This is a genomic window from Methanospirillum stamsii, assembly GCF_003173335.1.
In the GTDB taxonomy this organism is placed as follows: domain Archaea; phylum Halobacteriota; class Methanomicrobia; order Methanomicrobiales; family Methanospirillaceae; genus Methanospirillum; species Methanospirillum stamsii.
On sequence record NZ_QGMZ01000058.1, the window covers coordinates 1 to 16,759 of the forward strand.

The 16,759-nt window shown below is 39.5% G+C and carries 20 protein-coding genes; 2 read left to right on the forward strand and 18 right to left on the reverse strand.

The genetic code is table 11. The annotated features are described in order from the left end of the window. Positions 1-835: IS1634 family transposase (locus DLD82_RS17260; protein WP_109942379.1), on the forward strand; the 835-nt coding region annotated here is incomplete at its 5' end. 56 nt (positions 836-891) lie between these two features. Here DLD82_RS17260 and DLD82_RS17265 read toward each other — a convergent pair. Genes DLD82_RS17265 through DLD82_RS17285 form a run of 5 tightly spaced genes read right to left on the reverse strand, consistent with a single transcriptional unit; the run spans position 892 to position 5,195 of the window. Then, positions 892-2,190 carry a DUF4910 domain-containing protein gene (locus DLD82_RS17265; RefSeq protein ID WP_109942380.1) on the reverse strand — a complete coding sequence of 433 codons (1,299 nt, stop codon included), beginning with the start codon at positions 2,188-2,190 and terminating at the stop codon, positions 892-894. After that, positions 2,177-2,968, reverse strand: a complete 792-nt coding sequence (locus DLD82_RS17270) for an AAC(3) family N-acetyltransferase (protein ID WP_109942381.1) — start codon at positions 2,966-2,968, stop codon at positions 2,177-2,179. The genes DLD82_RS17265 and DLD82_RS17270 overlap by 14 nt, the downstream gene beginning before the upstream one ends. Before the next feature lie 22 nt (positions 2,969-2,990). After that, positions 2,991-3,716: an SDR family NAD(P)-dependent oxidoreductase gene (locus tag DLD82_RS17275; protein ID WP_109942382.1), complete on the reverse strand. Its 726-nt coding sequence runs from the start codon at positions 3,714-3,716 to the stop codon at positions 2,991-2,993. Then, positions 3,713-4,954 (reverse strand): ANL family adenylate-forming protein, encoded by a 1,242-nt coding sequence (locus DLD82_RS17280; RefSeq protein ID WP_109942383.1) that lies wholly within the window; start codon positions 4,952-4,954, stop codon positions 3,713-3,715. Before DLD82_RS17280 ends, DLD82_RS17275 begins: the two co-directional genes overlap by 4 nt. 1 nt (position 4,955) lies before the next feature. Continuing rightward, positions 4,956-5,195 carry an acyl carrier protein gene (locus DLD82_RS17285; RefSeq protein ID WP_109942384.1) on the reverse strand — a complete coding sequence of 80 codons (240 nt, stop codon included), beginning with the start codon at positions 5,193-5,195 and terminating at the stop codon, positions 4,956-4,958. 88 nt (positions 5,196-5,283) lie between these two features. Here DLD82_RS17285 and DLD82_RS17290 point away from each other — a divergent pair, with 88 nt between their 5' ends. Beyond that, a complete protein-coding gene (locus DLD82_RS17290; protein WP_109942385.1) occupies positions 5,284-5,646 on the forward strand; it encodes a holo-ACP synthase in 363 nt (120 codons plus the stop codon). Between the two features lie 32 nt (positions 5,647-5,678). Here DLD82_RS17290 and pseI read toward each other — a convergent pair whose 3' ends face one another. From pseI to DLD82_RS17355, 13 genes are all read right to left on the reverse strand, one after another. Then, positions 5,679-6,722, reverse strand: coding sequence for a pseudaminic acid synthase (pseI, locus tag DLD82_RS17295; protein WP_181391516.1), 1,044 nt, complete (start codon positions 6,720-6,722; stop codon positions 5,679-5,681). Between the two features lie 12 nt (positions 6,723-6,734). Then, positions 6,735-7,361 (reverse strand): formyltransferase family protein, encoded by a 627-nt coding sequence (locus DLD82_RS17300; protein ID WP_109942387.1) that lies wholly within the window; start codon positions 7,359-7,361, stop codon positions 6,735-6,737. A 13-nt stretch (positions 7,362-7,374) separates the two neighbouring features. Further along, positions 7,375-8,922 (reverse strand): UDP-2,4-diacetamido-2,4,6-trideoxy-beta-L-altropyranose hydrolase, encoded by a 1,548-nt coding sequence (gene pseG / locus DLD82_RS17305; RefSeq protein WP_109942388.1) that lies wholly within the window; start codon positions 8,920-8,922, stop codon positions 7,375-7,377. Positions 8,923-8,927: 5 nt separating this feature from the next. Then, a complete protein-coding gene (locus DLD82_RS17310) occupies positions 8,928-9,734 on the reverse strand; it encodes an SDR family NAD(P)-dependent oxidoreductase (protein ID WP_109942389.1) in 807 nt (268 codons plus the stop codon). Positions 9,735-9,750: 16 nt separating this feature from the next. Then, positions 9,751-11,391 (reverse strand): aldo/keto reductase, encoded by a 1,641-nt coding sequence (locus tag DLD82_RS17315; RefSeq protein WP_109942390.1) that lies wholly within the window; start codon positions 11,389-11,391, stop codon positions 9,751-9,753. A gap of 418 nt (positions 11,392-11,809) precedes the next feature. Continuing rightward, on the reverse strand, positions 11,810-12,850 hold the full coding sequence (locus DLD82_RS17325) for an RpnC/YadD family protein (RefSeq protein ID WP_109942392.1): 1,041 nt from the start codon (positions 12,848-12,850) through the stop codon (positions 11,810-11,812). Positions 12,851-12,876: 26 nt separating this feature from the next. Further along, the gene (locus tag DLD82_RS17330) at positions 12,877-13,263 is read right to left on the reverse strand and encodes a hypothetical protein (RefSeq protein ID WP_109942393.1); all 387 of its coding nucleotides are present in this window, start codon (positions 13,261-13,263) and stop codon (positions 12,877-12,879) included. Between the two features lie 42 nt (positions 13,264-13,305). Beyond that, on the reverse strand, positions 13,306-13,503 hold the full coding sequence (locus DLD82_RS17335) for a hypothetical protein (protein WP_109942394.1): 198 nt from the start codon (positions 13,501-13,503) through the stop codon (positions 13,306-13,308). Positions 13,504-13,917: 414 nt separating this feature from the next. Next, complete coding sequence (locus DLD82_RS17340; RefSeq protein ID WP_245920495.1) at positions 13,918-14,754, reverse strand: RpnC/YadD family protein; 837 nt, start codon at positions 14,752-14,754, stop codon at positions 13,918-13,920. A gap of 24 nt (positions 14,755-14,778) precedes the next feature. Next, a complete protein-coding gene (locus DLD82_RS19250; RefSeq protein ID WP_245920496.1) occupies positions 14,779-14,922 on the reverse strand; it encodes a hypothetical protein in 144 nt (47 codons plus the stop codon). Between the two features lie 26 nt (positions 14,923-14,948). After that, entirely contained in the window at positions 14,949-15,248 is a 300-nt protein-coding gene (locus DLD82_RS17345) for a hypothetical protein (protein ID WP_109942395.1), read from the reverse strand. Between the two features lie 639 nt (positions 15,249-15,887). Further along, positions 15,888-16,115, reverse strand: coding sequence for a type II toxin-antitoxin system HicA family toxin (locus DLD82_RS17350; protein WP_109942396.1), 228 nt, complete (start codon positions 16,113-16,115; stop codon positions 15,888-15,890). Continuing rightward, complete coding sequence (locus DLD82_RS17355; protein ID WP_109942397.1) at positions 16,112-16,330, reverse strand: type II toxin-antitoxin system HicB family antitoxin; 219 nt, start codon at positions 16,328-16,330, stop codon at positions 16,112-16,114. The genes DLD82_RS17350 and DLD82_RS17355 overlap by 4 nt, the downstream gene beginning before the upstream one ends. Positions 16,331-16,759 lie beyond the last annotated feature (429 nt).

A 16,759-nucleotide genomic window follows, 5' to 3' on the forward strand; every position in this document is an offset into this window, starting at 1 on the left:
GTGTTTGGATGCCAGATATAAGTATGCTGCTTTCGATAGCAAGTATGGCGGTATCGAACAAAAATGGTTTTTATTCCACTCTGAAGAGAGACATAAGTCCAGTATTAAACGTGACATTGAAAAACTTGAGGAGAAACTGGCAAAAAATCAGACTGCCCTGAATAAATCATTGGTCAACGGGTTTGCTTGTGAAAATGATGCTCGTTTAGCTGTAGAAAGATGGATGTTAAAGCATAAGCGGTACATTCTTTCTGATATCGAAATAACAAGTGATAACAAAAAAGCGTCAGGAAAAGTAGGAAGGCCGAAAAAAGGTGAGGTTCTTGAGAAGTGGTATTCTGTTTCCTGTAAATTAACTTTAAACCAGGAGGTTATCCAAAAAGAGCAAGCAGTAATGGGAAGATTTGTTCTGGCTAGCAATGACACTACAATCGATCCAAACACCTGTCTTGAGTATTATAAGGAGCAAATCACCGTTGAAAGAGGATTCAGGTTCATAAAAGGGAATTCCTTTCACGCATCAGAGGTTTATCTGGAGAATTCAAATCGGATTGCAGCCTTATCCATGATAATGGTTCTATGTCTTCTCGTGTATTCGTTCACAGAGTGGGTAATTCGTGAGACATTGAAGATTGAGAAGAAACAAATCCGGGATCAAAAAGGAAAACCAACTCATAAACCATCTGCAAAATGGTTGTTCTTCATGTTCAGAAGAGTGAGGCAGATTAAAGAAATTGATAATTCCAGAATATTTGTGCGAATTCTAAATTTCACTGATGAATTAAGAGATATTGTTCGATTACTAGGGCCGCATGTGGAAAAATATTATGCGTAATTTTTTTGGTGCCGAGTGTCGGATTAATTGCAATACCACAACCAAAAAAAAGACCCTCAAAAATCAGGTGATACGGTTTTAAGAACTCCTTCCTGCTTTAATCTTTCAACGATATCGAAGAGATCCCATATAGGAACATTAATTTTTTCTGCTATCTGGATTAGATCATTCATCCCATCACAAAATGCAATGAGATTCATCATGTTTCTTACCTGTTTTCCACCATCTTTCGTACTTAATGTTGGGTATAGGCCACGTCTACCCAATTGAGGTTCACATAAGAGAGTCGTTTCTAAAATTTCATTTCTCTCTATACATTCAAGGCAGGTACGCAATACTTCATACCCCCCTGCCAAACCTTCCGGACTCACTAGACTTAGATCATCTAGAGATGTATGATATTCTGGATATCTGCCATATTTTGTACGCATGACTGATGCAACAGGGAGATCAACGCCAGGACTACAATACTGTCTTTCATCACTCCCTCTTTCAAGATAACTATATTGAACAAAATCCGGGTGCAAATATTTTAAAACGTGTAATGCTACTCGATCAGCGAGAGTTGACCCCTCACGAGAGGGTAGATATGAGTATGCCTTATTATCACCTATGCATGTTACATTGAATCCAGCAATCGTTTTTTGCTTTATATGATCCAGATTTCGACTTAAATATGTTATTGATCCGATCGTCTCAGGTATGAATACTATTCGGTATGAGTATTTTCGGTTCATCAATGATAACAGCCATTTCGATAGGTATGTCGTTACAACTGGTCCCGATAGTTCATTATTTGCCATTGAGGGGTGGCAGATATAGGTAGAGAGAAATACTTCCTTGCTACTTTCACCTGGAATAAGTAATTCACCATATGTCAGACTTCCATCTGTCAGGGTACTGTCAATTACTACATGATAGTCACCAGGTTTTAGTAATCTGCGCTGGATTTCAGATAGGCAGAATCCCCATCTTTCAGCATAATATGACGTGATATATGGTATTGCATCAGGTTGATCTGGAATTGAGTATAAGTGATTTTGAAGTTCTTTGAGTGATACCGTTTTATTTACCGGAACAGAGTACCCGACAACATGAAGGTTTGATTCGGTAAAATCTATTATTTTTTGGCCATCAGGATCAAGAATATAGGCATCGCGGATATTCCACTCTCTTGGTACCACCCAATCAAAGACCCGGGTTCCGGTTGGCACTTCATGGATAATAATTTCAGGGATGTGCTCTTTAATATTTTTGAGGGTTTGACGGACGCCATCTCCGGTGATGCTTCTGCAAATAGGAAAAAGTGAATGGCAGAGATTATACATCTCTTGTCCAACATCATTGAGTGTCATCAACTCCCTCTATTCTGTAAAGTGTCCCTCTTGCATTTCCAGAGTGAATAATATCTGAAATAAAATCAAACATTCTGCAGGCTGATGTTATTCTCAGCCCACACCCTTCATTGGGTTTGAACCCTTCATATAGCTCATTTTGCCACATGAGATTTTCAGCACTTTGAAGATATGTTATGACACCCTCTTCAAGTTTTCTTACGAATAATCCGTATGTTCTTAATTCAGTTTTCCCAGAGATGTCAGTATATTCTCCTGAAAATGTTTTGTGATATCGATAATTTACACAGTTCATTTCTTCAATATGATGATAAAAGGTCATACTATTTTGGTCAGGGAGATCTAATACAGCGATTTTGCCATCCATTTCTCGAAGTATTCCAAAAGGAGAATCAATACCATAACCACTAAAATTATTAACGTTTCGAAATTCTTCCGCCCGATATCCAATTGCGGCAAAGGAATAAATGGGATGGCCTGTTCGGACTGCTAATGGGTGAAGACGCCCTGCCTCAGTCAGAACTCCCATATGAGAAGGAGTATTTCTAAGATCGAAAGGAACGCCAGTTGTAAAATCAAAATTAAACAATGGTAATAATAATGTGCCGGATGAACCTAATACTTTTAAAAAGGAATCTAATAAGGAATTTGGATCAACTACATATCCTTTCTGCAATGCATACTTTACAGTTCTAACACAATTCGAATGAAGTAAGACCGTGTCTCCGTTTTTCAACCCCGCTTTTTTCCATTTGTCAGATAAAATGTCAATTAACATAATTAATTACCCCTTTATAGAATTATATAGTTCCACAATCAACAGGTAAAACTGCTCCAGTTATACATTTTGATTTATCTGATAATAGGTATGCAGCTAATTGAGCCACATCTAAAGGATTCGTAGCACATTTAAGAGAAGTTCTCCGAAATATTCTATCTTTCTGTTCATTCGTGAGTGTATCGGACATTCCGGTTTCGATAAAACCTGGAGCAATACAATTTGAACGAATTCCCATCCCTCCCCACTCACGGGCAACAGTGCGGGAGAATGATTCAATCGCACCTTTAGTTGCACTATACATACTCAATCCTTTGTATCCTGTATGAGCACAAATGGAACTTATGTGCACAAAGGAACCCTGTTTTTTATTTAAAAGCATATCGCGGATTATATATTTTGTAAATATTATTGGTGCATAAACATTTATTCTAAACATTGTTTCCAAAGGCAAAACGCGGGCATTGGTGACAATATCATCATAGGCTATTGCGGCATTATTTACAAGGCCAACAAATTGCCCATATTTTTTGATATCCTTGAGGTACAAATTTTTAATCTCATCAGGGTTTCCAAGATCAAAATTTACATGAACATATGTGGAAGGAAATTTATTTTCAAGGTCTTCAATTGTAGAATTTTTTGAGCGGCTTATACCAACAACTAAATATTTTTCTTCAGAAAGCAGAACTCTAACAATTTCAGCCCCTAATCCTTTAGAATCTCCCGTTACAAGTATAGAATTCATTTTCGCACCTTTTTACCAGTTCTTGTTCGATCAATAGAATCCGTAATTTTTATCATTCTTGGGATTTTCCATGGCTGCAGATGGCCACTTAAATACTCAAAAATTTTTCTTTCCATATCGCCAGTGTATCCAGGTCTTAATACTACTTCCGCAACAAGCACTTTTCCAGTAATTCGATTGTCTCTTCCATAGACTATTGAATCTTGAATCTCATGAATTTCATTGATTATCCCTTCGATTTCATGAGGGTTGATTTTATATCCGCCAACATTGATCATCTCAGTTTTTCTGGATATGAATTTAATTGTCCCATCAGGTTCATTGGTTACTATATCTCCTGTAGAAAACCATAAATCATTATCTAGGCTGGTATCTTCCCCCATAAGAGATCGATGTACGACGAGTTCGCCATCTTCAGATATTTTTATTCTATCTTTAAATTCTTCGGGAATTTTTAGGGTATTTCCCTCACCTGCAAGAACACTCCCAAGTTCCGTAGAGGCATAAACATTAGTAATTTTTGCATTGGGGAAATAATTAATGAGCATCTGTGCAATCTGGTCATCAAATATTTCTCCACCGAATGTTATTCGTTCAACTAATGGGCATGACTCATGCAAAAATGGATATAATGAGCGATAATATGTCGGTGTTGCTGATAAATGTGAGATAGCATATTTTTTAATTGTTCTTTCAACAATTGAATAATCCATATTAAATAAATTTATAATCGAATTTTGATTAAAAAATGCCTGAAGAAACACCTGTATGCCTGCAAAATGAGTCGGATTATAACAAAACCCCCAAATATTTTTTTGAAATCTACTTCCGGTCTTTACATTTCGACTTAAAACCCCTAGATTGTGAGAAATGAACTTTGGTCTTCCGGTTGTTCCAGAGGTGTAAAATCCAAGTTTCCATTCTTTATATTGTGAAATCCGGTTTAATACTTCATCAATAGAGAAAAAATCATTCGATTCAAGTTTGACATTTTCAGTAAGATCAATTTCATTCAATCCAAGATTATTTAATTCCGCTTGACTCCAGTCTTTATCTATTAGAGCAAATTGGCGATCTGTTAACATACTACAGATCAAATCAAGAAAAAAATTGTAGTTATTATTATTTTTTATATATTTATCAACAAATCTCTTCGACTGAATATCCTGTAATAAATCATCGTAAGATTTAAAATAATCCTTTTCCGGCTCTACCCAAAAAAAACCCATTAGTGACATTCTACTCTCGTAGATTGGTTAATTCATTAATTATTTGTTCGAAAGTATCTACAATTCTATTTTCAAAGATGTCAATACCAAATAAATCTTCGATTTTTACTGTCAATTCAGCTAAATCAAACGAATCAAAACCGAGGTCATTTCGAAGTGAAGTAGATTTTGAAATTTGAAATGCGCCACCATTCTTTTTTTTATAAATATCCTCAACGATTTTTTTAACTTGTTCTTCAACATGATTCATAAATAAATTATTTCATCTTTTTAAGATAATACTACTGTTCTCTATTTAACAATGCCACCATTATATTTGCAAAAGAAATGGTATTACCATGAAGATTGAAATTGGTGCGGATATTATCGATAATAACAGATTTGATGGAGACATACTCCTAAATGAATCATTTCTAAAAAAATATTTCTCGGATGAAGAAATTGTTTACTGTTTTTCACAATATGATCCTAAACAGCACTTTGCGGCTAGATTTGCAGGAAAAGAGGCAGTGATTAAAGCATTAAGTCAATTTGGAATAGATATCCGAATAAGTGATATAGAAATTTCTTTAAAAAACAATGCCCCATCTATAAAGATTTTGAATGAACAGGCCAACATAAAAAATTTAAAAATAAAAATTAGTATTTCCCATTGTGAGGACAAATCAATAGCTTTTGCTATAATTTATGAACTCGGCTAAGGAGGGGATTTAAAAGAATATTACTCTTGGCCTCACCCAACCATCCCCCACTCAACCGCTGTCCCCTTCCTAACATCCCTGTTCACGCGTTTCTCAAGTAGCATATCGTAATACTTCGGCGGGAGTCCAAGTCCCGGCCTGATACTCCGCAGGTTCTCTCTCGTGAGACTATCACCGTTTTTCATATCCTGAGTTATATAAAGAGACCGACGGAATACCAAAGACCTCTTTTCATCCTCTCCCGGCTCGTACTGTACTCTTCCAAGTGACTGCCAGGCCCTTTTCGTCTCATCAACCAACATCCGGAACTCATCCGGTTCCATGGAGAATGCACTATCCACCCCACCATCTGCCCGGGAAAGAGTGAAATGCTTCTCAATAACTGTCGCCCCATGAGCAACGGCGGCAATCGCAGTCCCGATTCCTAAGGTGTGATCAGAAAGCCCCACCTCACACCCGAATAACTCCCTCATATGGGGAATTGTCAATATATTACTATTCTCCGGACTTGCCGGATAGGTGCTGGTGCATTTGAGGAGAATTAGATCCCTGCACCCGGCATCCCTGGCTGTCCGGACCGCTTCATCGATCTCGGCGATGGTTGCCATTCCGGTTGAGATGATTACTGGTTTTCCGGTTGCTGCTACCCTGCGTATGAGTGGGAGATCAATAATCTCAAATGATGCTATCTTATAGGCTGGAACATCCAGGGTTTCAAGAAACTCAACAGCGGTCTCATCAAATGGGGTGGAGAAACAGATAAGGCCGAGTTCTTCTGCCTGTTTCATGATAGGGGCATGCCACTCCCAAGGGGTATGTGCCTGCTTGTAGAGACTATACAGGCTTTGTCCGTTCCAGAGGCTATTCCTATCGCTGATAAAGAATTCTCCCTCAGCGATATCCAGTGTCATCGTGTCAGCGGTGTATGTTTGGAGTTTTATTGCGTGGGCACCGGCTTGTGCAGCTGCTTCAACAATGGCAAGTGCCCGATCGAGGGAGTGGTTGTGGTTCCCGGACATCTCGGCAATGATAAATGGAGGGTGATTGTTTCCGATGATGGATCTACCGATTTGCATAATTTTCACCAGTCATTCTTTTGCATTATCTAAATTGCTTTTAGCGGTAATTTTAAGAAAAAATTTACGTCCTTTGAACTCAAACCAGGCCGGGTACTTATTATTATCTACCGTCCTTAACAGATTGAATTGTGATAAAAGGCTTTTCTGAACGTCAATCTTACTATCCTCAGGACCACGGTGTGGATAAAAAGATGGTTCACCTTCTTGTTTCAGTCCAAGTTTAGCACTATCTGGATATCTACTGACAAAATCCCTACATAAATCAACAATTGCATTCGCTAATCCACAACGCAGTTCTTCAATCAATTCATTACCTGAAAATGATACAAAAACTTTCTCGTATATGGGTCCACTATCAACTGATTCTCCTGCTTCAAATATCGTTACTGGAATTTTATCTTTTCCTTCAAGAATTTGCCAGGTAAGAGGTGACCAACCCCTTCCTCTCGGTAAATCACTAGCGTGAACAACAAGATTGTTTCGATGCTGCATCAATCGCTTGTTATTCACTATCTTCCCATAACTCAAGAAAAAACACATGTCTCCCGCGGGAAGTTCTGCTGCATCATGTGCCCATCTCACTTCATGACCATCATTTATCCAATCAAAGATTAAATCCGGGATATACTCGTTCATCCAGCTTCCTTCATCAGAGCAGATGCTGATACTCCACCCCCCCCCCGTCAGATTTGGCTGAGAAATTGAGTGATTCAAAAACTTTACATGAGGGAGTATTCTCTTCTTTTACTCTTCCAAGAATAATTACCCCTTCATGTTCTTTTCGGAACGTGCAAAGACCAGCCTTCAGGAGGGACCTTCCAACTCCCCGATTCCTGAACTCGGTGGCAAGAGAGTAATGAATTTCCCATATTTCACATTTTCTTTCAAATCTCACCTGTCCGATGGGAACCTTATCCTCACTCTCAACAATATAGAGAAAAACATTCTCTACATCTCGGAGTTTATCATAAAACCATTGATGGTGTCTGTCTGGAGAGATCTCATCCAATGTGAAAGAATTCTTCCGGTTTAGCAGGTCGTTTGCCCATAATAACAATATTTTTTCATCAGAAAGAGTGGCACGCCGAGCATGAAGTACCGTATCCGGGGATATCATAAGTGCAGTACAGACCCTCACCGCCCCGAGACCATCAACCATTTGGGAACACCGTAAGGACCAATCCCTAATTTCCTCTTTTGTCAACAGTTCAAACACAGATTCACAGATCATCTTTGCTGTTATGGTATCAGCATGTCCTAACCATGTAATGAGGTTCTGTTGCTCCAGGCCATGAGCAATCGCTTTTTGGTTTTCTGCAGTCGTTACCACCATTGCAGGAAGCCCCAGGCACAGTCGTTCCCAACTCGTCGTCCCGGAAGCTCCAATCGCAAGATCCGCTTTCGCAATAAGGGGTGCAAGAGAAGGAAGGTTACTGTGTAATATTATCCCCGGTCTGCCAGTAGCCTGATCCCGGATAGCGTTATAAAAAGGTGATTTTTCTGATATGATCACATCAACCTTGATATCCGGATGGTTCAACTCCATAACCGCAGAGAGGGCTATTCCAGTCAGGTTATTCTTGTCTACCCCGCCAAAAAAGATAAGAATTCTCCTGATTGGTCCTTCACGGGGGGGGATACGATCATGCAGTTCTGCATAAATTGGCTGAAGCAGGGTATACTTTGGTCCCAGCATCTTTCCACACGAAGAAGGGACCTTATCATTGTACCTTGTCTCCATTCCTTCAACCAGGTTTTGATCCAAAAGAAGATCGCAGTCATGCACCCGGTCAGCAAGATCATCAATGACAAAGATTCGGGAAACATTGGGCCGGAGATGCTTTTCCCACCTTTCATCCAATGCATAATGATCAACAATCAGCCAATCCGGTTTTTTGTCCAGCATAGAAATTATTCGGTTAGTCTCTTCGGCATCCTCTTCCCACGATACTCCAAGCCAAGGGGTATGATACGGATCAAACGCTGGAGATGGAGAAACAGGATCAGCACCTTTCCTTAAACGGTGAACAATAAACCCCTGACTCTCAATGTGGTTACAGAGATGCCCTTCGTGTTCCCGGCAGATAAATGAGATTGATGCACCTCTATCTCGCAAAACTCCGGCAAGGGTGAGGCATCTCATGACATGACCGGTGCCGATAGCGGCAGATGCATCGGTGCGGATAGTGATAAGCATTTAAGTCACCATGCTGTCCATCCACCATCAACAGGTAGATTTACACCATTGACATATGATGATGCATTCGAGAGAAGAAAAACCACCGGTCCACATACCTCATGTGGCTCACCCACTCTATTCATCGGGACTTTATCAGCAAGTTTTTTATAAAAATTTGGGATATTACATTTGTTATTTCTATTAGGAAAAGGTCCTGGAGATATGCAATTAAAACGAATGCCTTGTTGACTTAAGTGGCATGCAAGATATCGAGTCATTTGGATTAAACCTGCTTTTGTAGCTCCATAATGAATAGGATTATTTTCACCAGAACTTCCATATATTGATGGATCAGGGCTTACAGTTCCATACATTGAACTGATGTTCACAACAGAAGAAAAAACTCCTGTGTCAGAATAACCCCTGATTAATAGAGGAATTAATTCTTTTACCAGAAAAAAGGGAGAGAGAAGATTATATTGACATGCTAAAAAAAAATCTTCAGGTACTATCGTGCTTAATTCCCCACTTTTGCCTGAATATGCATTATTAACAATTCCATGGATACGGCCATATTTTTTTTGAATATATTTTTTAAGTTCTTGAATTGTATTTATGTCAACAATATCTCCACAAAAAATATGGCATTTTTCTTTTTGAACAGAAGAAACGAGATTTTTACATGCTATTAATCTTTCTTCACTACGGCCAACCATAATAATTTCTGCCCCCGCTGCACACAATGCCATAGTTAATGCCGTGCCAAGATAACCTGAGGCACCCGTTAAAAGAATAATCCTGTTTGATAGGTTAAATTCTGATTGATTCATATGTCTCTAGTAAATATTACCATTTTGATGGATTAAATAGCCTTTCGGGAAGATTTTGGAATTTTGTTTGAATACTATTTCTCTCATTTTCACTTAATGGGTTTTCTGAAAAATGTTTAATAATTTCTTGAAGTTGATTGGCGTTATCCACACCAATAACAAGAGAAGAAATCCAAGGAAATGATCTTACATAAGATATGCAAAGATCTGTTTTTCCCTTCCTTTTATAATAACTAACGAAATTATTAATTTCATCGACAATCATTTCAGAATTTTTCAACCAGGATGGCCAGAATGATGATTGATTTAAGATTAACCCTTGTAAAAAAACACTTCTTGCATGGATGGCTACATCAGTTCGCATTTTTACATTATCAAGAAATTCTGCATTAAACCATCTATAATCTAACAGATTGAACGGAATTTGTATATGCTTTATTCTTTTGTCTTTTAGACAGAATATTGCCTCTTCTGGATCATAAACTGACACTCCAATTTTTCCGATAACCCCGTTTTCTATATGATATATCAGGCGGTTTAGTATTACATCATACCACTGAATTAAGTCCGAAAACCGGTGGATCATAACAACATCGATATAATCCCTTTTTAATTCTAGACAAGAACGAAAAACACTACTATCGATAAAATTATTTATCTCATTTGTTGAAGGTTTTTCCGAAATGTCAATAAATGGTTGAATTTTTGTAATAATTCGGAATGAACTTGGTTTTTTTAGTAATTTTCCTAATCTGCTTTCAGCTATACCATATGCTCTTGCAGTGTCTAGATAAATAATTCCAGCATTTTGTGCGATAGATAAAATTTTACATAACTCAACATCGTCAGGACACCCATATTGATTGGTAATCCCATATTTATTTCCAAATTGAGCTGTTCCTAATGTGAGGTCACATTTTTGGGAGATAAAATCATTTCTCAATTGGATTTTATTCTCCTTATGATTATTTCCAGATATCTTCTCTATTAAATATCTCCAAGAAATTTTTTCCGGACATGGAATGTTCGAAAAAACGCCTGCAATGAATAAGTAATCCTCAAGTGTATCGATTGTAACACGAAGATGTGAATAATCATTATAAAAAAATAAATTTCTAGGGATAATTCCTTTTATCCCTAATTCATTTCTCATACTAACAGTTACATGCTCACGTGAAAAATTATCCGTTGATTCAAGTCCATGTCTTCTTAATGCTTTCAAAGAGAAAATTTCCGCACTAAGTCCATAGGGCAGACCATCATCAGGTGAGGAGGTTCCAAGGTAATCCTGATCTAGGGTATAAAAATATGTCAGAATTTTTTCTATGAAATCACCATCTGGAAGAGGATTATCAGCAGTGACACGAATTATTAGATCCTCGTCAGCCATATCTTGGGAGCAGTTGATATATCTCGTTAAAACATCATCTAATTCATTTCTGAATATTTTTATTCCCGAATCTATAGCCAATTTGGAAAGATAATCATCAGAAGGCGAATCTGATGTTGCTAATATTAATTCATGTCCATGAGAACTAAGTCGTTTTGCACATAAAATTGCAAGTGGAATACCACCAATTGGAAGTAATACTTTTGCAGGGAGCCTTTTTGAAGATGTCCTCGCTTGCAAAATTATTCGAATTTTTCGATTTATCATATTATTCGCGGAATCCGTTCGCTCCCGCCCCGGGCAGGTATGAATGCAAGTCGCATAACTACATATATATTGGTAATACTACCAGTTAGAGATAATGATGACAAATAAGGAAGGCAGTAATCTCTTATCCTAAAAATTTTTCTATCAGATCTACACCATTGTTCTTTCAATATGGAGCCCTCACCAAAGGGGCGTCGCCTGGACATACCGATTTGGAGAAAGCCATCAACCAACGGTTTTTTCACCAAAGCATTTTGTCTGAAAATCTTTATGGAATCATGAATGAAGCCCAAATTGAAGATTTTCATTCGTCAGGCCTGAGGCTTCGCCTCATGTGGGTTTTGTATGAAAAAATATGCCCGAAAAGGTCCTGGGAGAACAGGAAGGAGAAAAGAAAAGACGAAAAGGAAGTAAGGGATTATTCAGCCTTAATTCTCTCCAGTTCTTCAGGTGTCAGGCCGGTCACCTGTAAGATCATTGCATCATCTATTCCGATCATCAGCAGGTTCTTTGCAACTGTTTTTACTCCTTGCTCGATCCCTTTTTCTATACCTTTCTCAATTCCTACCTTGATACCTTCAACCTTTCCTCTTTCTATACCCTTCTCAATACCTTTCTCAATACCTTCTTCCAGCCCAATGGTATGCCACTTCTGCCTGACACTCTCAATCAAATAATCCACCTTCCCCTGAACACGCTCGTCATTGATGTATTTTCGATGCAGTTGTCTATACATCTCAATTGTTGTAGAGAGAATAATATCTTTTGTCTCCTCATCCATCCTCCCTTCTTCCCCTGCCTCAGAGGAGAAGGATATGATGGTCTCAATATCCCGAATTATCTCCCCAACAATCTGGTCAAACTCTTCCCTTCCGGTATTCTTTCTGGTAATTAGCTTTTCGAACCTCTTCCGATACTTCACCAGAACCAGGGGCAGGAGGAGATAGAGATCCGTCTTCCCGAGTACCTCTACAGGATATTGATAGAGTTTCAGAACAGGTACAGAATACAGAAGGTCAGAACCATCCGGGAGCACTATCTTTACCTGCAGGGTATCAGTTATCCGGCTATGCTCCTCAAGGTAGATGACCACCTGATGCGGGATGGTAATGACGCGGATATCATCGGAACCGTTCTCTGAACGCGATGCGCCGATGAGATACCCGTATTTTACCATTCTCACATCCATCATCGAATCATATCCGGTCTGGATCTCGACATGAAAGAGCGGGTGCTCATCAGATAATCCACGAACTTCAAGTACAATATCCGGGTAGTGACGGGAATAAACCGGACTATGGGAGATATACTCAGTTGAGATCGGCACTACACGGAGAGTCTCCTTGTTAAGTGGGAGAGAGAAGATAGCGGAGAGAAACTCAATCAGGGTGTCGTTTGAAGAGGTGAACAGGAACTTCGCTGCTTCATCAATCTTCACCCGGTATTCGTCCGGACTCACCCGAATGAGTAAGATAGGATTGGTTATTATTTTTTTGAAATAAACCGCTTCAGAAAAATAATTTCCTCAATTACGATATGAAACAGGTTATTCCGTTCTACCTTGGCAAAAAATCTGACTTCGCCAGATTGGTCCTTCACGTGGGGGATACGATCATACAATTCTGTATAAATCAACTGAAGCAGGGGATACTCCGGTCCCAGTATCTTTCCACACGAGGAAAGGGCCTTGTCATCGTACCTCGTCTCCATCCCTTCAACCAGGTTTTGATCCAAAAGAACATCGCAGTTATACACCCGGTTAACAAGATCATCAATGATAAATATCCGGGAAACAGAGGCCCGGAGGTGCTTTTCCCATCTCTCATCCAATGCGTAATGATCAACAATCAGCCAGTCAGGTATCTTATTCATCTCTGAAATTATCCCGACAGTCTCCTCACCATACTCCTCCCATTATACACCAAGCCAGGGGCCGTAATAAGGATTAAACGCCGGAGATAGAGAAATAGGATCTGCACCTTTCCTTAAACGGCGGACAATAAATTCCTGACCCTCAATGTGGTCATAGAGATACCTGTCGTGTTCCCGGCAAATAAACGAGACCGATGTACCTCTATCTCGCAGATCTCCGGCAAAGGTGAGGCATCTCATAACTTGTCCAGTGCCAATAGCGGTAGGTGCATCGGTGCGGATAGTGATAGTAACTTTTTCTTTTACACTATTCTTATCAGGTTATTATCCTTTTTCTGAACGTCAAACCTTCACAGTTCATCGCACGGTTGTCCCTTCGTGGAGGATACCTACAAAAGGTCTGGTGGGCCCAGGAGCGAATCCTGCAGGGAAGGCTCGTGCTGCCTCCTAAATATCTTTCTTTGGTGAGATAGTTGCAACCCCATCTATTAACCTATTGGGGAAAAAGCCTTCAGGGCAATGCATTCTGCGCCACAATAAAACCTGGATTGTACATTAGGTCCGGATTATTTATTTTATTGATGGAAAAGAAGACCGAAAAATATGAGAGAAAGGAGATAAAAAAAGGCAGAGAGAAAATGAATGAAAGAGGGATTACTCCCCCTTAATCCTCTCCAATTCTTCAGGTGTCAGGCCGGTCACCTGTAAGATCACTGCATCATCTATTCCGATCATCAGCAGGTTCTTCGCGACTGTTTTTACTCCTTGCTCGATCCCTTTTTCTATCCCTTTCTCAATACCCTTCTCAATACCTTTTTCAATCCCTTCTTCCAGCCCAATGGTATGCCACTTCTGCCTAACGCTCTCAATCATATAATCCACCTTCCCCTGAACACGCTGGTCCTTGATGTATTTTCGATGCAGTTGTTTATACATCTCAATTGTTGTAGAGAGAATAATATCTTTTGTCTCCTCATCCATCCTCCCTTCTTCCCCTGCTTCAGAGGAGAAGGATATGATGGTCTCAATATCTCGAATTATCTCTTCAACAATCTGGTCAAACTCTTCCCTGCCAGTATGTTTTCTGTTAACAAGCAGTTCGAACCTCTTCCGATACTTCACCAGAACCAGGGGCAGGAGGAGATAGAGATCCATCTTCCCGAGTACCTCTACAGGATATTGATAGAGTTTCAGAACAGGTACAGAATACAGAAGATCAGAACCGTCCGGAAGTACTATCTTTACCTGCAGGGTATCATTTATCCGGCTATGCTCCTCAAGGTAGATGACCACCTGATGCGGGATGGTAATGACGCGGATATCATCGGAACCGTTCTCTGAATGCGATGCGCCGATGAGATACCCGTATTTTACCATTCTCACATCCATCATCGAATCATATCCGGTCTGGATCTCGACATGAAAGAGCGGGTGCTCATCAGATAATCCACGAACTTCAAGTACAATATCCGGGTAGTGACGGGAATACACCGGACTATTACAGATATACTCAGTTTAGATCGGCACTACACGGAGAGTCTCCTTGTTAAGTGGGAGAGAGAAGATAGCGGAGAGAAACTCAATCAGGGTGTCGTTTGAAGCGGTGAACAGGAACTTCGCTGCTTCATCAATCTTCACCCGGTATTCGTCCGGACTCACCCGAATGAGTAAGATAGGATTGGTTATTATTTTTTTGAAATAAACCGCTTCAGAAAAATCATTTCCTCAATTACGATATGAAACAGGTTATTCCGTTCTACCCTGGCAAAAAATCTAACTTCGCCTGACTGGTCCTTCACGTGGAGGATACGATCATACAGTTCTTTATAAATCAACTGAAGCAGGGGCATACTCCGGTCCCAGCATCTTTCCACACGAGGAAAGGGCCTTGTCATCGTACCTCGTCTCCATCCCTTCAACCAGGTTTTAATCCAAAAGGAGATTGCAGTTATACACCCGGTCAGCCAGTCCGGATTCTTATTCATCCCTGAAATTATCCTGACAGTCTCCTCGGCATCCTCTTACCACGACACATCAAACCAGGGGCCGTGATAAGGATTAAACGCCGGAGATAGAGAAATAGGATCTGTACCTTTCCTTAAACGGTGGACAATAAATTCCTGACCCTCAATGTGGTCATAGAGATACCTGTCGTGTTCCCGGCAAATAAACGAGACCGATGTACCTCTATCTCGCAGATCTCCGGCAAGGGTTCATGCATCTCATGACATGACCGATCCCGATAGCGACGGATGCATCGGTGCGAATGGTGATAATCATCCTTCTGTATTCATTATTCTTGCAGGATTGTTATTTTGTTACATATCCTCGGGGCATTACGACCTTTTCGCACGTTCACCTGTCCTTCTCTGGATGATAAAGATATTCCTGTCCAGGTGTGATTATGTATAGAATAACCTTATGTGATCATTTCCCCATAATACAGGAATGTTTCTCCATCAGCCTCTTCACATAATAAGATAGAGCAGAACCTGATCACGCTGATTTCTTGAGGAGTGATTCTTCATGGTATTTTAATTTGCGGATAATTTTATCAGGATTCCTCATATTAATATGAAGTGAATATACAATTACATGAAAGATTCATATTTCCAATAAAAAAATCAACGGATAAGACCCAAAAATTCTTCAGGATCTATATCAACCTGGCCAATAATTGTTCGAAGCGTCCCTCTAGCGATTTCTGGATGATTCGGCACAGTTACCGGCCTTCGGTAAGCATGGCGAAGATGAATATGACTTCCTTTCTGATCGTTCACAAAATACCCGATTTTTCCCAAGGCTTTAATGACCTCTGAACCAGATAATATCGTTAACTTTCCTGGATTCATACCTGAACCGAGATAAAACTCACTGTTTTATTGTGATCAGGTACTAAAGGAATTCCATCTCGGGCAAGAGCAGAAAGATGTAATTCTATCGCTTCCGCAATATTGATCCGTGCTTCATCTTCAGTTTTTCCTTGTGAAATACAACCTGGGAGAGCGGGGACAGATACTACATACCACCCGTCTTCATCCTGCTCAATAATTATCTTAAACTCCATAGATATCTTGTATAATCAGATCCAGAATTAATAATATGTACCCGAACCACATCATTGTATTGGTAAGATGGCCCGGAGAGTAATGTACTTCCCATTCGAATAATATTGATAAGACTACTACCGAAGGGGAATGAAAAAAGTATCAAAAATGTATAAAGAAGTTACGGGATTATACCGGAACAGGACAGTGTCCAAAAATCGGGTGAAAATTGAAAAACTGGATCAAAATTATTCTCATCGTTTCAAAAAATTTTCATCTAAAATTTTTAGCGTTCACATTGGAAAAAAATAGTGTAAAAATCTAGAACATTTCATATTGCTAGATTAAATTTCCAATACATAACGACACCATCCCCCACAAAACCTTTTTTTCCTCAATACTACTTTTAAATAGGATTTCCTAAAATTCTCAACGGAATAATCAACTCA

Bases quoted from the DNA above. Each gene is read 5' to 3' on its own strand.
- pseI (WP_181391516.1), bottom strand. From the start codon at position 6,722: ATGCAAATCGGTAGATCCATCATCGGAAACAATCACCCTCCATTTATC.
- DLD82_RS17270 (WP_109942381.1), bottom strand. From the start codon at position 2,968: ATGTTAATTGACATTTTATCTGACAAATGGAAAAAAGCGGGGTTGAAA.
- pseG (WP_109942388.1), bottom strand. From the start codon at position 8,922: ATGCTTATCACTATCCGCACCGATGCATCTGCCGCTATCGGCACCGGT.
- DLD82_RS17355 (WP_109942397.1), bottom strand. From the start codon at position 16,330: ATGGAGTTTAAGATAATTATTGAGCAGGATGAAGACGGGTGGTATGTA.
- DLD82_RS17350 (WP_109942396.1), bottom strand. From the start codon at position 16,115: ATGAATCCAGGAAAGTTAACGATATTATCTGGTTCAGAGGTCATTAAA.
- DLD82_RS17345 (WP_109942395.1), bottom strand. From the start codon at position 15,248: ATGAATAAGAATCCGGACTGGCTGACCGGGTGTATAACTGCAATCTCC.
- DLD82_RS17275 (WP_109942382.1), bottom strand. From the start codon at position 3,716: ATGAATTCTATACTTGTAACGGGAGATTCTAAAGGATTAGGGGCTGAA.
- DLD82_RS17330 (WP_109942393.1), bottom strand. From the start codon at position 13,263: ATGAATAAGATACCTGACTGGCTGATTGTTGATCATTACGCATTGGAT.
- DLD82_RS17280 (WP_109942383.1), bottom strand. From the start codon at position 4,954: ATGTCACTAATGGGTTTTTTTTGGGTAGAGCCGGAAAAGGATTATTTT.
- DLD82_RS17265 (WP_109942380.1), bottom strand. From the start codon at position 2,190: ATGACACTCAATGATGTTGGACAAGAGATGTATAATCTCTGCCATTCA.
- DLD82_RS17315 (WP_109942390.1), bottom strand. From the start codon at position 11,391: ATGATAAATCGAAAAATTCGAATAATTTTGCAAGCGAGGACATCTTCA.
- DLD82_RS17285 (WP_109942384.1), bottom strand. From the start codon at position 5,195: ATGAATCATGTTGAAGAACAAGTTAAAAAAATCGTTGAGGATATTTAT.
- DLD82_RS17310 (WP_109942389.1), bottom strand. From the start codon at position 9,734: ATGAATCAATCAGAATTTAACCTATCAAACAGGATTATTCTTTTAACG.
- DLD82_RS17335 (WP_109942394.1), bottom strand. From the start codon at position 13,503: ATGAGATGCCTCACCTTTGCCGGAGATCTGCGAGATAGAGGTACATCG.
- DLD82_RS17290 (WP_109942385.1), top strand. From the start codon at position 5,284: ATGAAGATTGAAATTGGTGCGGATATTATCGATAATAACAGATTTGAT.
- DLD82_RS17300 (WP_109942387.1), bottom strand. From the start codon at position 7,361: ATGAACGAGTATATCCCGGATTTAATCTTTGATTGGATAAATGATGGT.